This window comes from Pseudomonas sp. 05L36, assembly GCF_056398125.1.
This window is the reverse complement of sequence record NZ_JBFTOU010000007.1, coordinates 50564-65557: the sequence shown is the minus strand read 5'-3', so window position 1 is coordinate 65557 and position 14994 is coordinate 50564. Positions and strand designations below refer to the sequence as shown.

Genomic DNA, 14994 nt, shown 5'->3' with positions numbered 1-14994 from the left:
CATGGCAACTCTCGAATTACGCAACGTCAACAAGACCTACGGCCCCGGCTTGCCGGACACCCTGAAAAACATCGAACTGAAGATCGATGACGGTGAGTTCCTGATCCTGGTCGGCCCGTCGGGCTGCGGCAAGTCGACCTTGATGAACTGCATCGCCGGCCTGGAAACCATCAGCGGCGGCGCGATCCTGGTGGACGACGCCGACATCAGCGGCATGAGCCCCAAGGATCGCGACATCGCCATGGTGTTCCAGTCCTACGCGCTGTATCCGACCATGAGCGTGCGCGACAACATCGCGTTCGGCCTGAAGATCCGCAAAATGCCCACCGCCGAAATCGACGAAGAAGTCGCTCGGGTTTCCAAGCTGTTGCAGATCGAACACCTGCTCAGCCGCAAACCCGGCCAACTCTCCGGTGGACAGCAACAGCGTGTGGCGATGGGCCGTGCACTGGCGCGGCGGCCGAAGATTTATCTGTTCGACGAACCGCTGTCCAACCTCGACGCCAAGCTGCGGGTCGAGATGCGCACCGAAATGAAACTGATGCACCAGCGCCTGAAAACCACCACGGTCTACGTGACCCACGACCAGATCGAAGCCATGACCCTGGGCGACAAAGTGGCGGTGATGAAGGACGGAATCATCCAGCAGTTCGGCACGCCGAAAGACATCTACAACAACCCGGCCAACCTGTTCGTGGCGAGCTTCATCGGTTCGCCGCCGATGAACTTCATCCCGCTGCGTTTGCAGCGCAAGGACGGTCGTCTGGTCGCGCTGCTCGACAGCGGCCAGGCCCGTTGCGAATTGCCGCTGGGCATGCAGGACGCCGGTCTTGAAGACCGCGAAGTGATCCTCGGCATGCGCCCTGAGCAGATCATCCTGGCCAACGGCGAAGCGAACGGTTTGCCGACCATTCGTGCCGAAGTCCAGGTCACCGAACCGACCGGTCCCGACACCCTGGTCTTCGTCAACCTCAACGACACCAAGGTCTGCTGCCGCCTGGCGCCAGACGTGGCGCCGGCAGTGGGCGAGACCCTGACCCTGCAATTCGACCCGGCGAAAGTGCTGCTGTTCGATGCCAAGAGCGGGGAGCGCTTGGGGATTGCCGGCCTGCCAAAAGCCGAGGCGCATGCTGACAACGTGGCCCGATTCAAAGGCCGCTGAAGAACAAAACTGTAGGAGCGAGCTTGCTCGCGATGATCTCAATGGCGCCGCATTTGATCAGAGAGTACGCGTCGTCATTGCGTCCATCGCGAGCAAGCTCGCTCCTACAGGGGGGGATATGCGTCGGGTGGAGACCCCCGTCGCAACTGATGTAACCGCGTTAAAGAAGAAAAGTTAATAACAATAAAACGAGGAAGTAGGGATGAAGATGAAGAACAAGGCCCGGTTGATCTGCCAGGTTTCAGCAGCGGCAGCACTGGTTCTGGCCGGCAATGCGATGGCCGATGAAGCGTTCAGCTCCGACTCCAAGTGGATGACGGGCGACTGGGGGGGCGAGCGTACCAAGCTGATCGAGCAAGGCATCGACATCAAGATGGACTACGTCGGTGAAGTCGGCGGCAACCTGCATGGCGGTTTCAACGATGACAAGACCGCGCGCTACGCCGACCAGTTTGGCCTGGGCGCGGCGCTGGACCTGGAGAAACTGTTCGGCTGGGATAACACCCAGGCCAAGATCCAGCTCACCAACCGTAACGGTGAGAACATCTCCAACGACCGTATCGGCGATCCGCGTGCCGGCACCTTGAGTTCCTCGCAGGAAGTCTTCGGTCGTGGCCATATGGTGCGTCTGACCCAGTTGTGGATTCAGCACCAGTTCCTCGACAACAAACTGGACGTCAAAGCCGGTTACTTCGGTGAAGGTGAAGACTTCAACACCTTCCCGTGCGAATTCCAGAACCTGGCGTTCTGCGGATCCCAGGTGGGTAACTGGGCCACCAACATCTGGTACAACTGGCCGGTGATGCAGGCGGCGATCCGCGTGAAGTACAACATCAATGACGAGCTCTACGCCCAGATTGGTGCGTACAACCAGAACACGTCGCAACTGGAACACGGTAACGGCTTCAAGCTCAGCGGCAGTGGTACCAATGGCACCGTCCTGCCGGTCGAGCTGGTCTGGTCGCCGAAGGTCAACAACCTGCCGGGCGAATACCGTGTCGGTTACTACAAAAGCACTGCGCCTGCCGACGACGTGCGCGAGGACGACAATGGCCAGGACGCAGCGACCACGGGCAACCCTTTTCGCGTCCACGATAGCAAGCATGGCTACTGGTTCGTCGCGCAGCAGCAACTCACCAGTCACAACGGTGACGCTTCTCGCGGTCTGAACATCGCGGCCAACGCCACTTTTCACGACAAGGACACCAACTTCATCGACAACTACCAGTCGCTGATGTTTGTGTACAAGGGCCCGTTCGACGCGCGTCCGAAGGATGACGTCGGCATCGGTTTCGCCCGTATCCATGTCAACGATGACGTGAAGAAAAACGCCGAGCTGACCAACGCGGCCAATGGTGTTTCGGAATACGACAATCCGCTGTTCTCGCCCATTCGTGAAACCGAATACAACTACGAGATCAACTACGGCTTCCACGTGACCAACTGGCTGACCGTACGCCCCAACCTGCAATACGTCACGCACCCGGGTGGTGTGGATGAAGTCGACAACGCGCTGGTGGCTGGCCTGAAAATTCAGTCGGTGTTCTAACGCGTCTGCGATAAGCTTCTCTCCATGTGCGCATATTTGCGGACAGCCATGGCTGTCCGCTTTTTTTTGCGGGTCGCGCACCCCGGTGACAGTTGATTTCAGGACCGTGGCACATGCTTGAGCATCCGCTACAACGCTTCTTCAAATCCTTGCGCGAGCGCTCCGTGTTTGCGTGGGAGCGCTATCAGATGCGCGATGTGCTGGTGATCGATCATCCGCTGTGTCAGGCGGTGTTCAGTCGTCAAGGCGCGCAGTTGCTGCACTTCCAGCCCAAGGGCCAGAAACCCTGGCTGTGGTGCGCGGCGAAGTGGCCGCAGGTCGGTGCCATTCGCGGTGGCGTGCCGGTGTGTTGGCCGTGGTATGGCCGGCATCCGAGCGAAAACGCCTGGCCGTCCCATGGCTGGGCGCGGTTGCTCGACTGGAAGCTGCTCGACAGCAGCAGTGACGACGACGGCGTGCGATTGCACTGGCAGCTGAAGTTGTGCGACTGGCAGGTGGACCTGCACGCACACCTGGGTGAGCGCATGGAGCTGCGTCTGAGCACCGAGCATCAGGACGACATGCCGTGCCAGCTGAGCCAGGCTTTGCATGCTTACTGGCGTATTGGCGATGTCAGTGAGATAGCGCTGTCTGGGCTCGAAGGCGCGCAGGGTTACGACCAGTTGAGCCGGCAGGTCTGTCAGCAGGAAGGCGAATTACGGGTGGACGGCGGATGCCAGCGGGTGTTCCAGCATGACGGTGAATTGCAGCTCAATGACCACGCCTGGCAGCGGGCTTTGTGCATCGATACGGGGGATACGGCCGACACGGTGGTGTGGCATCCCGGCTCGCGGCCGTTGCTCGGCGTGACCTGGAACGAGATATCCGAATTTGTCTGTGTCGAAGCGGCGAGCGGCGGCACGGACAGCCTGTGCCTTGCGCCTGGGGAGCGGGCGCATTTGAGTTTACAGGCGCGGGTGGGGGGGTAGTTCGATTTCGATGTTGTCTGGACTGGCGCCATCGCGAGCGAGCTCGCTCCCACATTGGATCTTCGGTGAACACAAGTTTAATGTTCAAACCAAATCCCCTGTGGGAGCGAGCTTGCTCGCGATGAGGCCGGATCAGTCAGCGCAAATATTGGATCAATTGAACTCGTCGCCCACCGGATACCGGCTGGCATTCAAGCTCTCCTTGATCTTGCGCAAATGCGGCTGGAAATCCACACCCCGGCGCAACGTCATGCCGGTGGCGAGCACGTCCAGCACGGTCAGCTGGATGATCCGCGACGTCATCGGCATGTAGATGTCGGTGTCTTCCGGCAGCGGAATGTTCAGGCTCAGGGTGCTGGCCTTGGCCAGTGGCGAGTTCTCGGCGGTCAGGCCAAGCACCGAGGCGCCGTTTTCCCGGGCGATGCGCGCCACTTCCACCAGTTCGCGGGTGCGACCGGTGTAGGAAATGATCACGAACAACTCGCCGGTGTGGGCCACCGAGGCAATCATGCGCTGCATCAGCACATCCGCGTGGGCCGTGACGGCGAGGTTGAAGCGGAAGAACTTGTGCTGCGCATCCAGTGCCACCGGGGCCGAGGCGCCGAGGCCGAAGAAGTGGATCTGCCGCGCCTGGATCAGCAGGTCGACGGCGCGGCTGATCAGGTTCGGGTCGAGTGCCTGGCAAGCGCTGTCCAGCGAGGCGATGGCGCTGCCGAAGATCTTCTGGGTGTAGGCCTCCGGATTGTCATCGGCCTCCACCGCACGGCTGACATAGGCGGCGCCACTGGCCAGGCTCTGGGCCAGTTGCAGTTTGAGCTCAGGGTAGCCGCTGACGCCGAACGAACGGCAGAAACGGTTGACCGTCGGTTCGCTGACCGAAGCGGCCTGGGCGAGGGCGGCGATGCTGAAGCGGGTGGCCTGCTGCGGGTTGAGCAGAATCACCTCGGCGACTTTGCGTTCGGCCTTGTTCAGCTCTTCAAGGCGATTCTGGATTTGCTCCAGTAAATTTCGCACGCGGTCCATATAAGTATCCTTGATTCACCGGCACCGATAAGCGCGCGGTTAATGCAAAAAGGGCCTTTGGTGAGGCCCATCACGGTGGCCTATCCTACTGATGGCTCCGACCGACCACCACTCGGAATCTGTATTTTGCGAAAATGTTGTGGTTATTACTACATTTTCCCTTGAGTGATGCCTTGAAAAAAGGTATTTGTAGCTTAACTTGATAAAAGAACAAACATCATGCTCTCGATTACGGTTGAACCGTGCACCTTTACCTTGTTCGGCGCCTTGGGCGATCTGGCCTTGCGCAAGCTGTTTCCTGCCCTTTATCAACTCGACGGCGCAGGCCTCTTGCACGAGGACACGCGCATCATCGCGCTGGCCCGTGAGGCTGGCAGCGAACAGGAACACCTGACGTTCATCGCCTCCGAGCTACGCCGTTATGTCGGCGCCAAAGAGCTGGACGAAGCCGTAGTCGAGCGTTTTCTGGCGCGCTTGAGCTACCTGCACGTCGACTTCCTCAAGCCCGAGGATTATGTGACCCTGGCCGAAGTCGCCGGCACCGCACAGCGAGTCATTGCCTACTTTGCGACCCCGGCCGCCGTGTATGGCGCGATTTGCGAGAACCTGGCCAAGGTCGGTCTGGCAGAAAACACCCGCGTGGTGCTGGAAAAACCCATCGGTTCGGACCTGGAATCCTCGCGCAAGGTCAACGACGCGGTGGCGCAGTTCTTCCCGGAGAACCGCACCTACCGCATCGACCATTATCTGGGCAAGGAAACCGTCCAGAACCTGATCGCCCTGCGTTTCGCCAACAGCCTGTTCGAAACCCAGTGGAACCAGAATTACATTTCCCACGTGGAAATCACCGTGGCCGAGAAGGTCGGCATCGAAGGCCGCTGGGGTTACTTCGACAAGGCCGGCCAGCTGCGGGACATGATCCAGAATCACCTGCTGCAACTGCTCTGCCTGATCGCCATGGACCCGCCGGCCGACCTGTCCGCCGACAGCATTCGCGACGAGAAAGTCAAAGTGCTCAAGGCCCTGGCGCCGATCAGCCCGGAAGGCCTGACCACTCAAGTGGTGCGCGGCCAGTACATCGCCGGCTACAGCGAAGGCAAAGCGGTGCCGGGGTACCTGGAAGAACCCAATTCCAACACCCAGAGCGATACCGAAACCTTCGTCGCCCTGCGTGCCGACATCCGCAACTGGCGCTGGGCCGGCGTGCCGTTTTACCTGCGTACCGGCAAGCGCATGCCGCAGAAGCTGTCGCAGATCGTCATCCACTTCAAGGAACCGTCGCACTACATCTTCGCCCCCGAGCAGCGCCTGCAAATCAGCAACAAGCTGATTATCCGCCTGCAGCCGGACGAAGGCATTTCCTTGCGTGTCATGACCAAAGATCAAGGCCTGGACAAAGGCATGCAGCTGCGCAGCGGTCCGTTGCAGCTGAATTTTTCCGACACCTGGAGCAGCGCACGGATTCCCGATGCCTACGAGCGGTTGTTGCTGGAAGTAATGCGCGGCAATCAGAACCTGTTTGTCCGTAAAGATGAAATCGAAGCCGCGTGGAAGTGGTGTGACCAGTTGATCGCCGGGTGGAAAAAATCCGGTGATGCGCCCAAGCCGTACGCGGCCGGGTCCTGGGGGCCGATGAGCTCCATTGCTCTGATCACGCGGGACGGGAGGTCGTGGTATGGCGATATCTGATTTGAAACTGCCGCAGGGCGTCAGCGCCCATGCATACAAGAGCCCGGTGCTGCTGGCTGAAAGCCTGGCACTGAACGTGGCGAAACAACTGAGCGACGCGATCGAAGCCCAGGGCGCTGCGACCCTGGTGGTTTCCGGTGGCCGCAGCCCGGTGGCGTTTTTCCAGCACCTGGCCAAGCAGACGCTGGACTGGTCGAACGTGGTGGTCAGCCTGGCCGACGAGCGCTGGGTGCCGGTGGAACACGCCGACAGCAACGCCGGTCTGATCAAGCGTTACCTGCTGCAAGGCCCGGCGGCCAAGGCGCAATTCCTGAGCCTGTACAGCGCCAGCGCCAACCTGGAACAGGCGGCCGAGCAGGCCGACCGTTTGTTGTCCGAGTTGCCGGTGATCGACGTGCTGATCCTCGGCATGGGCGATGACGGCCACACCGCGTCGCTGTTCCCCAACAGCCCGAACCTTGCCGAGGCATTGCAGGCCGATGGCGTCCGTCGCTGCTGGCCGATGCTGGCGCCGACCGTGCCGCATCAGCGCCTGACCATGAGCCGGGCGCTGCTGGCCTCGGCCAAGCATAAGGTTCTATCGATTTCCGGTCAGTCCAAGCTGACCACCCTGAGTACCGCACTGGCCGGTGACGATGTCGCCGCACTGCCGATTCGCGCGTTTCTGCAACCCACGTTAGAGATTTACTGGTGCCCATGAGCCAAGGAACAGCCGCTATGACAAACCCATCCCCGACCGTTTCCATGGCGGACAAAGTTGCCCTGATCGACAGCATCTGCGCGAAAGCGCGGATTCTGCCGGTGATCACCATCGCCCGCGAGCAAGACGTTCTGCCGCTGGCCGACGCCCTCGCGGCCGGTGGCCTGACGGCCCTGGAAGTGACCTTGCGTTCGCAATTCGGCCTCAAGGCCATCCAGATTCTGCGCGAGCAGCGTCCGGAACTGGTGACCGGTGCCGGCACCGTGCTCGATCGCCACATGCTGGCGGCGGCGGAAGCGGCCGGCTCGCAATTCATCGTCACGCCGGGTATCACCCGCGACCTGCTGGAAGCCAGCGTCGCCAGCCCGATTCCACTGTTGCCGGGCATCAGCAATGCCTCGGGCATCATGGAAGGCTACGGTCTGGGGTATCGTCGCTTCAAGCTGTTCCCGGCCGAAGTCAGCGGCGGCGTTGCAGCCATCAAGGCTTTGGGCGGTCCGTTCGGCGAAGTGAAATTCTGCCCGACCGGCGGCGTGGGACCTGCCAATATCAAGAGCTACATGGCGTTGAAAAACGTCATGTGCGTGGGCGGTAGCTGGATGCTTGATCCGGAGTGGATCAAGAACGGCGACTGGGCCCGCATTCAGGAATGCACCGCCGAGGCCTTGGCGCTGCTGGACTGATCGCTTCACCCTACACCTCGTTGTGTGTTCTACGGCTTTACGGTGCGCTTGGTCGGTGCACCGTTTTTTTTTGCCCGCGAAAAATTGAGGCAATTAATACCTGTAGGAGCGAGCTCGCTCGCGATGGTCGTGAACGATAACGCGGGAACCCGATAGCCAGCGGTGCCTGGAAGTTTTTCGCGAGCGAGCTCGCTCCTGCAGGTCAGCACAATTGCGCCAGCGCCGTGGTCAGCCGCGTCATGTGCTCGGCGGTGGTGGTCAGCCCCGGGGTGATGCGGATGCACGGGCCGCACGCCGCGCCAGTGCGTACCACGGTGAACAGGTTGTAGTCCTTGAGCAGCCGCTCGACCATCGCCTGCTGATCGGTCTGTGCGATGAAACGCATGGACGTGATGCCGCAGTACAGTCGCGGGTCGTCCGGGGTCAGGACTTCGATGCCCGGTAGTTCGCGCACGGGGCGGACCCACAGGTTGCGCAGGTAGTTGAGCCGAGAACCCTTGGCCGCCGCGCCGCCCATGGCGTGATGCTCCTCGAGTACCAGCGGCAAGGTCAGCAACGCCGGAATGTTCGGTGTGCTGTACGGCATACGGGCACGAATGTCAGTGACCGGAAAATGCATCTCGCCCATGTCCGGGTCGATGTCGGCCAGGTGTTCGGGTGCAATGTAGATAAAGCCGAGCGTCAGCGGTGCACCGATCCACTTGTGCAGGTTGTAGCCGGCGAAGGCGATACCGAACTCGGCCAGGTCGAATTCGAACTGACCGAGGGCATGGGCACCGTCGAGGATGACGTCGATGCCGTGTTCCTTTGCCGCGGCTGCAATCGCCTGCACCGGCATCACCAGGCCCGTGCGATGGGTGACGTGGGTCAGGGCCATCAGCTTCAGCCGTGGGTGCCGCGCGAAGGTTTCGCGGTAGGTATTGAGCAGGCTGTCGAAGGTTGCGGGGTGGGTGTGTTCGATCTCGATCACTTCAACACCGCGATTACGCGCCAGCCAGCGCATGGCGCCTTTGACCGTGTCGTATTCCAGATCGCAAACCAGTACCTGATCGCCGGGCTGGAGCCGGTTGTAGTTGCGGATCAGCGACTGCAAACCTTCCGACGCGTTGCGGGTCAGGGCGATGCTGTCGGCGGGTACGCCTATCAACCGGGCCAGTTGCGCGCGGATCTTCAGGCTGTCGCCCTGTTCGAAGCGCTGGCGCACATAGACCGAATTGCTGCGGTTGATCAGCTCGATGTTGCGCTGGTATTCCTCGACCACCGTGCGCGACATGCGTCCAAAGTAACCGTTCTCCAGGTTGAGCGGGCCGGGTTCGACATCGTAGCGGTCGGCAAAGGTTTGCCAGAAGGCTTCATCACGGGCGCGGCGGGTGTTGTCGGGCATGGGCTACTCGGTAGGTGTTCAGTGGCGCGGGGCCGGTTTGCCGTGTTTGGCGCGCAGCGGTTCGAGCAAGTCCGACAAACCGTTGTGATCGATTTCCTGCATCAGGGCCAGCAGGCCGCCCAACTCGCCATGGGGGAAACCCTCCCGGGCGAACCAGTTCAGGTAAGGGCCGGGCAGGTCGGCAATGATTCGGCCCTTGTACTTGCCGAAGGGCATTTCGCGGGTGATCAGCAGTTCGAGCTTTTCAGGATTCATCGATCGCTCGTCTTGATTCAGTCAGTCTGGAAAATACAGGCATTCCGACAAGCCCCCCTCGCCACAGAGGGTTAGCCGATGCTGATCGCTGGCAGTGTGGTCAAGGTCACGCTCTGTTGTTTGCGTGGTGCGAGGATTTCCGCCTCGCCATCCACCACCAGTTCATCGCGCTGGTTGAACACGCGCGTGGCAATGCGTACGCGAAATTTCGGCAGTTTTTCCAGGATTTCCAGGCGCACGGTCAGGGTGTCGCCGATCTTCACCGGTTTCTGAAAGCTCATTTGCTGGCCGATGTAGATGGTCCCCGGGCCAGGCAATTCGCAGGCGACCGCTGCGCTGATCAACGCGCCGCTGAACATGCCGTGGGCGATGCGCTCCTTGAACATGGTGCTGGCGGCGTAGTCGGCATCCAGGTGCACCGGGTTGTGATCGCCGGACATCGCGGCGAACAACTGGATGTCGCGCTCTTCGACGGTCTTGCTGAAACTGGCGGTCTGGCCGACTTCGAGGGCTTCGTAAGGGGTGTTGGTAACCTGGGTCATCTGTCTCGATTCCTGTGACGAATTAGAAAATTCACAAAACGTTATTCGGATCGGTGCGGCCGAGGAGTGCTCAAGGCCTGTGCGATCCAGTTCAGCACATCGGCGATGATTTCATCGCGGTTGCTCTCATTGAACAGTTCGTGCCGCGCCTGCGGGTAAACGGTCAGTTGCAGGTGCTGGCTGCCGGCCGCCCGCAACGCGTCGGCAAGATCCTTGAGACGTTTGCCTTCGCTCACCGGATCACATTCACCGCCAATCACCAGCAACGGCAGGCCCGGGTCGATCTGGGCGAGATTGGACGCTTTGCTGATTTGCTGCAAGCCACCGAGCAAATCGATCCACAGTTGATTGGTGCAGCGAAAACCACAGAGCGGGTCGTTGACGTACAGATCGACCTGCGCCGGATCACGGCTGAGCCAGTCGAACGGCGTGCGTGCCGGTGTGAATTTGTTGTTGAACGAGCCGAACGACAGCCATTCGATCAAGGCGCTGCGGCCTTTGCGGCCCTGGCGCAGGCGTTCGAAACGGGCGATTTGCCGTGCCGCGCGATAAAGCGCCACAGGCTGGAAGTTCGAGCCGCTGAGGATTGCCCCGTGCAGGCTGGCACTGTGGTGCAGCAGATAGGCCTGGGCGATGTAACTGCCCATGCTGTGACCGAGCAGCACGATCGGGACGCCAGGGTACTGCTGGCCGATGTGCTGGTTGAGGCAGGCCAGGTCGCTCACGACCTTGCACCAGCCATCGTCATCGGCGAAATGCCCGAGCGTCCCGTTTTCGGCAGTTTTGCCATGTCCACGCACGTCCGGCGCGCACACGCCATAGCCCTGATCACAGAGCTTTTGCGCAAGGGGGCCGTAGCGACCGCTGTGTTCGGCCATGCCGTGGGCCAGCAGAATCATTGCCTTGAGGCTGCCGTCGGGAAGCCACTGGTTGACGAAGAGGCGGCTGTGGTCGCTCGTGGTCAGCCAGAAAGTGTCGTGGATCATGGCGGTTCCTTTGCATGAGGCTGCCTGGTCGCAAACAGCTCGTTGCAGTTTATAGCGCATCCTTGGCTGGGCGTCTGATCAGCCTACGCCACGGCGAGTAGATTCATACGGTCAATGACGGCTGTGGGCATATTTGCCTGCTACGTCATAACTGCTAGTGTCCGTGAAGCTCCGCTTTTTGCATTTTTTTTGAAAAGTGACAGAAAAGTGGCCCCGGATAGATTCAGGTAAAGAGGACAACAACAATGCAACCTGATTTCTGGAATGACAAACGCCCGGCCGGCGTGCCCATGGATATCGATCTGGGAGCCTACAAGTCGGTAATCGAGGTGTTCGAGCGTTCCTGCAAGAAGTTTGCTGATCGCCCGGCGTTCAGCAACATGGGCGTGACCCTGACCTACGCCGAACTGGAACGCCAGAGCGCTGCCTTCGCCGGTTACCTGCAAGCCCACACCGACCTGGTGCCGGGGGACCGCATCGCGGTGCAGATGCCCAACGTCCTGCATTATCCGATTGCCGTGTTCGGTGCCTTGCGCGCCGGGTTGATCGTGGTCAACACCAACCCGCTGTACACCGCGCGGGAAATGCGTCACCAGTTCAAGGATTCCGGTGCCCGGGCACTGGTGTACCTGAATATGTTCGGCCAGAAAGTCCAGGAAGTGCTCCCCGACACCGATATCCAGTACCTGATCGAAGCGAAGATGGGCGACCTGATGCCCACTGCCAAGGGGTGGCTGGTCAACACTGTAGTGAGCAAGGTCAAGAAGATGGTCCCGGACTATTCCTTGCCCCAGGCCATTTCTTTCAAGAGTGCATTGCACATGGGCCGTGGCCTGGGCATCAAGCCGCTGAGCGTCGGCCTCGACGACATCGCCGTGCTGCAATACACCGGCGGCACCACCGGTCTGGCCAAGGGCGCGATGCTGACGCACGGCAATCTGGTGGCGAACATGCAACAGGCGCGGGCCTGTCTCAGCCAGTCGGCCAGCGACGGCCAGCCGCTGTTGCGCGAAGGCCAGGAGGTGATGATCGCGCCGCTGCCGCTGTACCACATCTATGCTTTCACGGCGAACTGCATGTGCATGATGGTGACGGGCAACCACAACGTGCTGATCACCAACCCGCGTGACATCGGCGGCTTCATCAAGGAGCTGAAGAACTGGCGGTTCTCGGCGTTGCTGGGGCTCAACACGCTGTTCGTCGCGCTGATGGATCACCCGGACTTCAAGACCCTGGACTTCTCCAGCCTCAAGCTCACCAACTCCGGCGGTACTGCGCTGGTCAAGGCCACTGCCGAGCGTTGGGAACAACTGACTGGATGTCGCATCACCGAAGGTTACGGCCTGACCGAAACTTCGCCGGTTGCCTGCGCCAACCCCTACGGCGATCAATCGCGGATTGGCACGGTCGGCATGCCGGTGCCGGGTACCACGCTGAAAGTCATCAATGATGACGGCGTCGAGCAACCTTTGGGAGAACGCGGCGAGTTGTGCATCAAAGGCCCGCAGATCATGAAGGGCTACTGGCAAAAACCCGATGCCACCGCCGAAGTGCTGGATGCCGAGGGCTGGTTCAAGTCCGGTGATATCGCGGTGATCGACCCGGACGGTTTCGTGCGCATCGTCGATCGCAAGAAGGACATGATCATTGTTTCGGGGTTCAACGTGTACCCGAACGAGATCGAAGACGTGGTGATGGCACACCCGAAAGTCGCCAACTGCGCGGTCATCGGTGTGCCCGACGAGCGGTCGGGGGAGGCGGTGAAGTTGTTCGTGGTGGCCCGTGAAGCCGGGGTCAGCCTTGAAGAGTTGAAGGCTTACTGCAAGGAAAATTTCACGGCGTACAAAGTACCGAAGCACATCGTGCTGCGTGAGTCGCTGCCGATGACGCCGGTGGGCAAGATCCTGCGGCGGGAGTTGCGTGATATCGCCTGATTGGTGAATGGCCGATCCCTGTAGGAGCGAGCTCGCTCGCGATGGACGTCAACGATAACGCTCCCTGTTTGAATGATCGCGTTGTCCGGACGTTTTTCGCGAGCAAGCTCGCTCCTACAGTTTTAGCGCGAAAGCCCCGATTTTCGGGGCTTTCGGAGATGTATAGAATTTTTGCTCTAAAATGACCGCTTGCAAGCCTTGAGTCACAAACGTGACCGTAGAGGCCTCTTTTGGCTCTAGTCGACCCTTGGCAAAGCTGCTACTCTCGGCGCGCTTTGTGACTTCTCGGCCTTCTATCAGCCAGATTCACCAATGACCAAACACCAATAATAATCGCATCAAATGCGGTGCTGAATTCGCGTTGCTGAGGAGTGGGCTTCCATGATCGAAGACTTTTGGAAGGATAAGTACCCAGCTGGGATTGCTGTCGACATCAATCCAGACGAGTATCCGAATATTCAGGCAGTGTTGAAGCAATCCTGCCAACGCTTCGCCAACAAGCCGGCATTCAGCAACCTGGGCAAGACACTCACCTACGGTGAACTGTACGAATTGTCCGGTGCGTTTGCCGCTTACCTGCAACAGCATACCGACTTGCAGCCCGGCGATCGAATCGCCGTGCAACTGCCCAATGTGTTGCAGTACCCGGTTGCCGTCTTCGGGGCCATCCGCGCCGGGCTGATCGTGGTCAACACCAACCCGCTGTACACCGCGCGGGAAATGGAACACCAATTCAACGACTCCGGTGCCAAGGCCCTGGTCTGCCTGGCCAACATGGCGCACCTGGCCCAAACCGTGGTGCCGAAAACCGGCGTCAAGCACGTGATCGTCACCGAAGTCGCCGACCTGCTGCCGCCGCTCAAGCGTCTGCTGATCAACAGCGTCATCAAGTATGTGAAGAAGATGGTGCCGGCCTATCACTTGCCCAAGGCCGTCAAGTTCAACGACGTGCTGAGCAAAGGCCTGGGCCAGCCAGTGGCGGAAGCCAACCCGGCCAGCGGTGATGTCGCGGTACTGCAATACACCGGCGGCACCACCGGCGTGGCCAAGGGCGCGATGCTGACCCACCGCAACCTGGTGGCGAACATGCTGCAGTGCAAGGCGCTGATGGGTTCCAACCTCAATGAAGGTTGCGAGATCCTGATCACGCCGCTGCCGCTGTACCACATCTATGCGTTCACCTTTCACTGCATGGCGATGATGCTGGCGGGCAACCACAACATCCTGATCAGCAACCCGCGTGACCTGCCGGCGATGGTCAAGGAATTGTCGAAGTGGAAGTTCAGCGGCTTCGTCGGCCTGAACACGCTGTTCGTGGCCCTGTGCAACAACGAAGGCTTCCGCAAGCTGGATTTCTCCGCGCTGAAAGTCACCTTGTCGGGAGGCATGGCCCTGCAACTGGCGGCGGCCGAACGCTGGAAAGCGGTGACCGGTTGCGCCATCTGCGAAGGCTACGGCATGACCGAAACCAGCCCGGTGGCCACGGTGAACCCGATCCAGCATATCCAGGTCGGCACCATCGGCATTCCGGTGCCGTCGACCCTGTGCAAAGTCATCAACGATGCCGGTGTCGAGCAGCCGCTGGGCGAAATCGGCGAGCTGTGCGTGAAAGGCCCGCAGGTCATGAAAGGCTACTGGCAGCGCCAGGAAGCCACCGATGAAATCCTCGACAGCGAAGGCTGGTTGAAGACCGGTGACATCGCGCTGATCCAGCCCGATGGCTACATGCGCATTGTCGATCGCAAGAAAGACATGATCCTGGTGTCCGGTTTCAATGTGTACCCGAACGAGCTCGAAGACGTGCTGGCGACCCTGCCGGGCGTGCTGCAATGCGCGGCCATCGGTGTACCGGACGAGAAGTCGGGCGAGGCGATCAAGATTTTCATCGTTGCCAAGCCGGGCGTGACCCTGACCAAGGAACAGGTGATGGAGCACATGCGCGCCAACGTCACTGGCTACAAGGTCCCGCGCTCCGTGGAGTTCCGCGATGCACTGCCGACCACCAACGTCGGCAAGATCCTGCGTCGTGAATTGCGCGATGAAGAGCTGAAGAAGATCAACGCGAAGAAAGCCACCGCGTAATCAACAAAAAAGCCCCGCAGATGCGGGGCTTTTTGTA

The 14994-nt window shown here is 60.2% G+C and carries 13 protein-coding genes; 8 read left to right on the top strand and 5 right to left on the bottom strand.

All coding sequences use genetic code 11. The features are described from left to right. Position 1: 1 nt before the first annotated feature. The 3 genes from AC1DKH_RS10035 (at position 2) to AC1DKH_RS10025 (ending at position 3679) form a co-directional block, all read left to right on the top strand. A complete protein-coding gene (locus tag AC1DKH_RS10035; RefSeq protein WP_477798081.1) occupies positions 2-1162 on the top strand; it encodes an ABC transporter ATP-binding protein in 1161 nt (386 codons plus the stop codon). A 202-nt stretch (positions 1163-1364) separates the two neighbouring features. Next, positions 1365-2711 carry a carbohydrate porin gene (locus tag AC1DKH_RS10030; RefSeq protein ID WP_477755241.1) on the top strand — a complete coding sequence of 449 codons (1347 nt, stop codon included), beginning with the start codon at positions 1365-1367 and terminating at the stop codon, positions 2709-2711. Between the two features lie 113 nt (positions 2712-2824). Then, positions 2825-3679 (top strand): D-hexose-6-phosphate mutarotase, encoded by an 855-nt coding sequence (locus AC1DKH_RS10025; protein ID WP_477755242.1) that lies wholly within the window; start codon positions 2825-2827, stop codon positions 3677-3679. Between the two features lie 153 nt (positions 3680-3832). Here AC1DKH_RS10025 and AC1DKH_RS10020 read toward each other — a convergent pair whose 3' ends face one another. Beyond that, positions 3833-4693: a MurR/RpiR family transcriptional regulator gene (locus AC1DKH_RS10020; RefSeq protein WP_170948639.1), complete on the bottom strand. Its 861-nt coding sequence runs from the start codon at positions 4691-4693 to the stop codon at positions 3833-3835. Between the two features lie 228 nt (positions 4694-4921). On the opposite strand from AC1DKH_RS10020, the gene zwf reads away from it, so the two are divergent. From zwf to AC1DKH_RS10005, 3 genes are read left to right on the top strand one after another with little or no spacing between them, the layout of a single operon-like run. Further along, complete coding sequence (gene zwf, locus AC1DKH_RS10015; RefSeq protein ID WP_477756200.1) at positions 4922-6391, top strand: glucose-6-phosphate dehydrogenase; 1470 nt, start codon at positions 4922-4924, stop codon at positions 6389-6391. Next, positions 6378-7091, top strand: a complete 714-nt coding sequence (gene pgl / locus AC1DKH_RS10010) for a 6-phosphogluconolactonase (RefSeq protein WP_477756199.1) — start codon at positions 6378-6380, stop codon at positions 7089-7091. Before zwf ends, pgl begins: the two co-directional genes overlap by 14 nt. 17 nt (positions 7092-7108) lie before the next feature. Next, positions 7109-7774 carry a bifunctional 4-hydroxy-2-oxoglutarate aldolase/2-dehydro-3-deoxy-phosphogluconate aldolase gene (locus AC1DKH_RS10005; protein WP_008050561.1) on the top strand — a complete coding sequence of 222 codons (666 nt, stop codon included), beginning with the start codon at positions 7109-7111 and terminating at the stop codon, positions 7772-7774. Positions 7775-7976: 202 nt separating this feature from the next. On the opposite strand, the gene AC1DKH_RS10000 is transcribed toward AC1DKH_RS10005, so the two are convergent. The 4 genes from AC1DKH_RS10000 to AC1DKH_RS09985 form a co-directional block, all read right to left on the bottom strand. Next, entirely contained in the window at positions 7977-9158 is a 1182-nt protein-coding gene (locus AC1DKH_RS10000; protein WP_477756198.1) for an aminotransferase class V-fold PLP-dependent enzyme, read from the bottom strand. An 18-nt stretch (positions 9159-9176) separates the two neighbouring features. Continuing rightward, on the bottom strand, positions 9177-9413 hold the full coding sequence (locus AC1DKH_RS09995) for a DUF3820 family protein (RefSeq protein ID WP_003227425.1): 237 nt from the start codon (positions 9411-9413) through the stop codon (positions 9177-9179). A 71-nt stretch (positions 9414-9484) separates the two neighbouring features. Then, complete coding sequence (locus AC1DKH_RS09990) at positions 9485-9955, bottom strand: MaoC family dehydratase (protein ID WP_477756913.1); 471 nt, start codon at positions 9953-9955, stop codon at positions 9485-9487. A gap of 41 nt (positions 9956-9996) precedes the next feature. Continuing rightward, positions 9997-10941, bottom strand: coding sequence for a lysophospholipase (locus tag AC1DKH_RS09985; protein ID WP_477756911.1), 945 nt, complete (start codon positions 10939-10941; stop codon positions 9997-9999). 245 nt (positions 10942-11186) lie between these two features. Here AC1DKH_RS09985 and fadD2 point away from each other — a divergent pair, with 245 nt between their 5' ends. Together fadD2 and fadD1 are read left to right on the top strand one after the other, a co-directional pair. Continuing rightward, positions 11187-12875, top strand: coding sequence for a long-chain-fatty-acid--CoA ligase FadD2 (fadD2, locus tag AC1DKH_RS09980; RefSeq protein ID WP_477760563.1), 1689 nt, complete (start codon positions 11187-11189; stop codon positions 12873-12875). Positions 12876-13256: 381 nt separating this feature from the next. Then, positions 13257-14957 carry a long-chain-fatty-acid--CoA ligase FadD1 gene (gene fadD1, locus AC1DKH_RS09975; protein ID WP_477760564.1) on the top strand — a complete coding sequence of 567 codons (1701 nt, stop codon included), beginning with the start codon at positions 13257-13259 and terminating at the stop codon, positions 14955-14957. The last annotated feature ends 37 nt before the right edge of the window (positions 14958-14994 follow it).

Coding starts and splice junctions, on each gene's coding strand:
- AC1DKH_RS10025 (WP_477755242.1), top strand. CDS start 2,825: ATGCTTGAGCATCCGCTACAACGCTTCTTCAAATCCTTGCGCGAGCGC.
- pgl (WP_477756199.1), top strand. CDS start 6,378: ATGGCGATATCTGATTTGAAACTGCCGCAGGGCGTCAGCGCCCATGCA.
- zwf (WP_477756200.1), top strand. CDS start 4,922: ATGCTCTCGATTACGGTTGAACCGTGCACCTTTACCTTGTTCGGCGCC.
- AC1DKH_RS10035 (WP_477798081.1), top strand. CDS start 2: ATGGCAACTCTCGAATTACGCAACGTCAACAAGACCTACGGCCCCGGC.
- AC1DKH_RS10005 (WP_008050561.1), top strand. CDS start 7,109: ATGACAAACCCATCCCCGACCGTTTCCATGGCGGACAAAGTTGCCCTG.
- AC1DKH_RS10000 (WP_477756198.1), bottom strand. CDS start 9,158: ATGCCCGACAACACCCGCCGCGCCCGTGATGAAGCCTTCTGGCAAACC.
- fadD1 (WP_477760564.1), top strand. CDS start 13,257: ATGATCGAAGACTTTTGGAAGGATAAGTACCCAGCTGGGATTGCTGTC.
- AC1DKH_RS09995 (WP_003227425.1), bottom strand. CDS start 9,413: ATGAATCCTGAAAAGCTCGAACTGCTGATCACCCGCGAAATGCCCTTC.
- fadD2 (WP_477760563.1), top strand. CDS start 11,187: ATGCAACCTGATTTCTGGAATGACAAACGCCCGGCCGGCGTGCCCATG.
- AC1DKH_RS09990 (WP_477756913.1), bottom strand. CDS start 9,955: ATGACCCAGGTTACCAACACCCCTTACGAAGCCCTCGAAGTCGGCCAG.
- AC1DKH_RS09985 (WP_477756911.1), bottom strand. CDS start 10,941: ATGATCCACGACACTTTCTGGCTGACCACGAGCGACCACAGCCGCCTC.
- AC1DKH_RS10030 (WP_477755241.1), top strand. CDS start 1,365: ATGAAGATGAAGAACAAGGCCCGGTTGATCTGCCAGGTTTCAGCAGCG.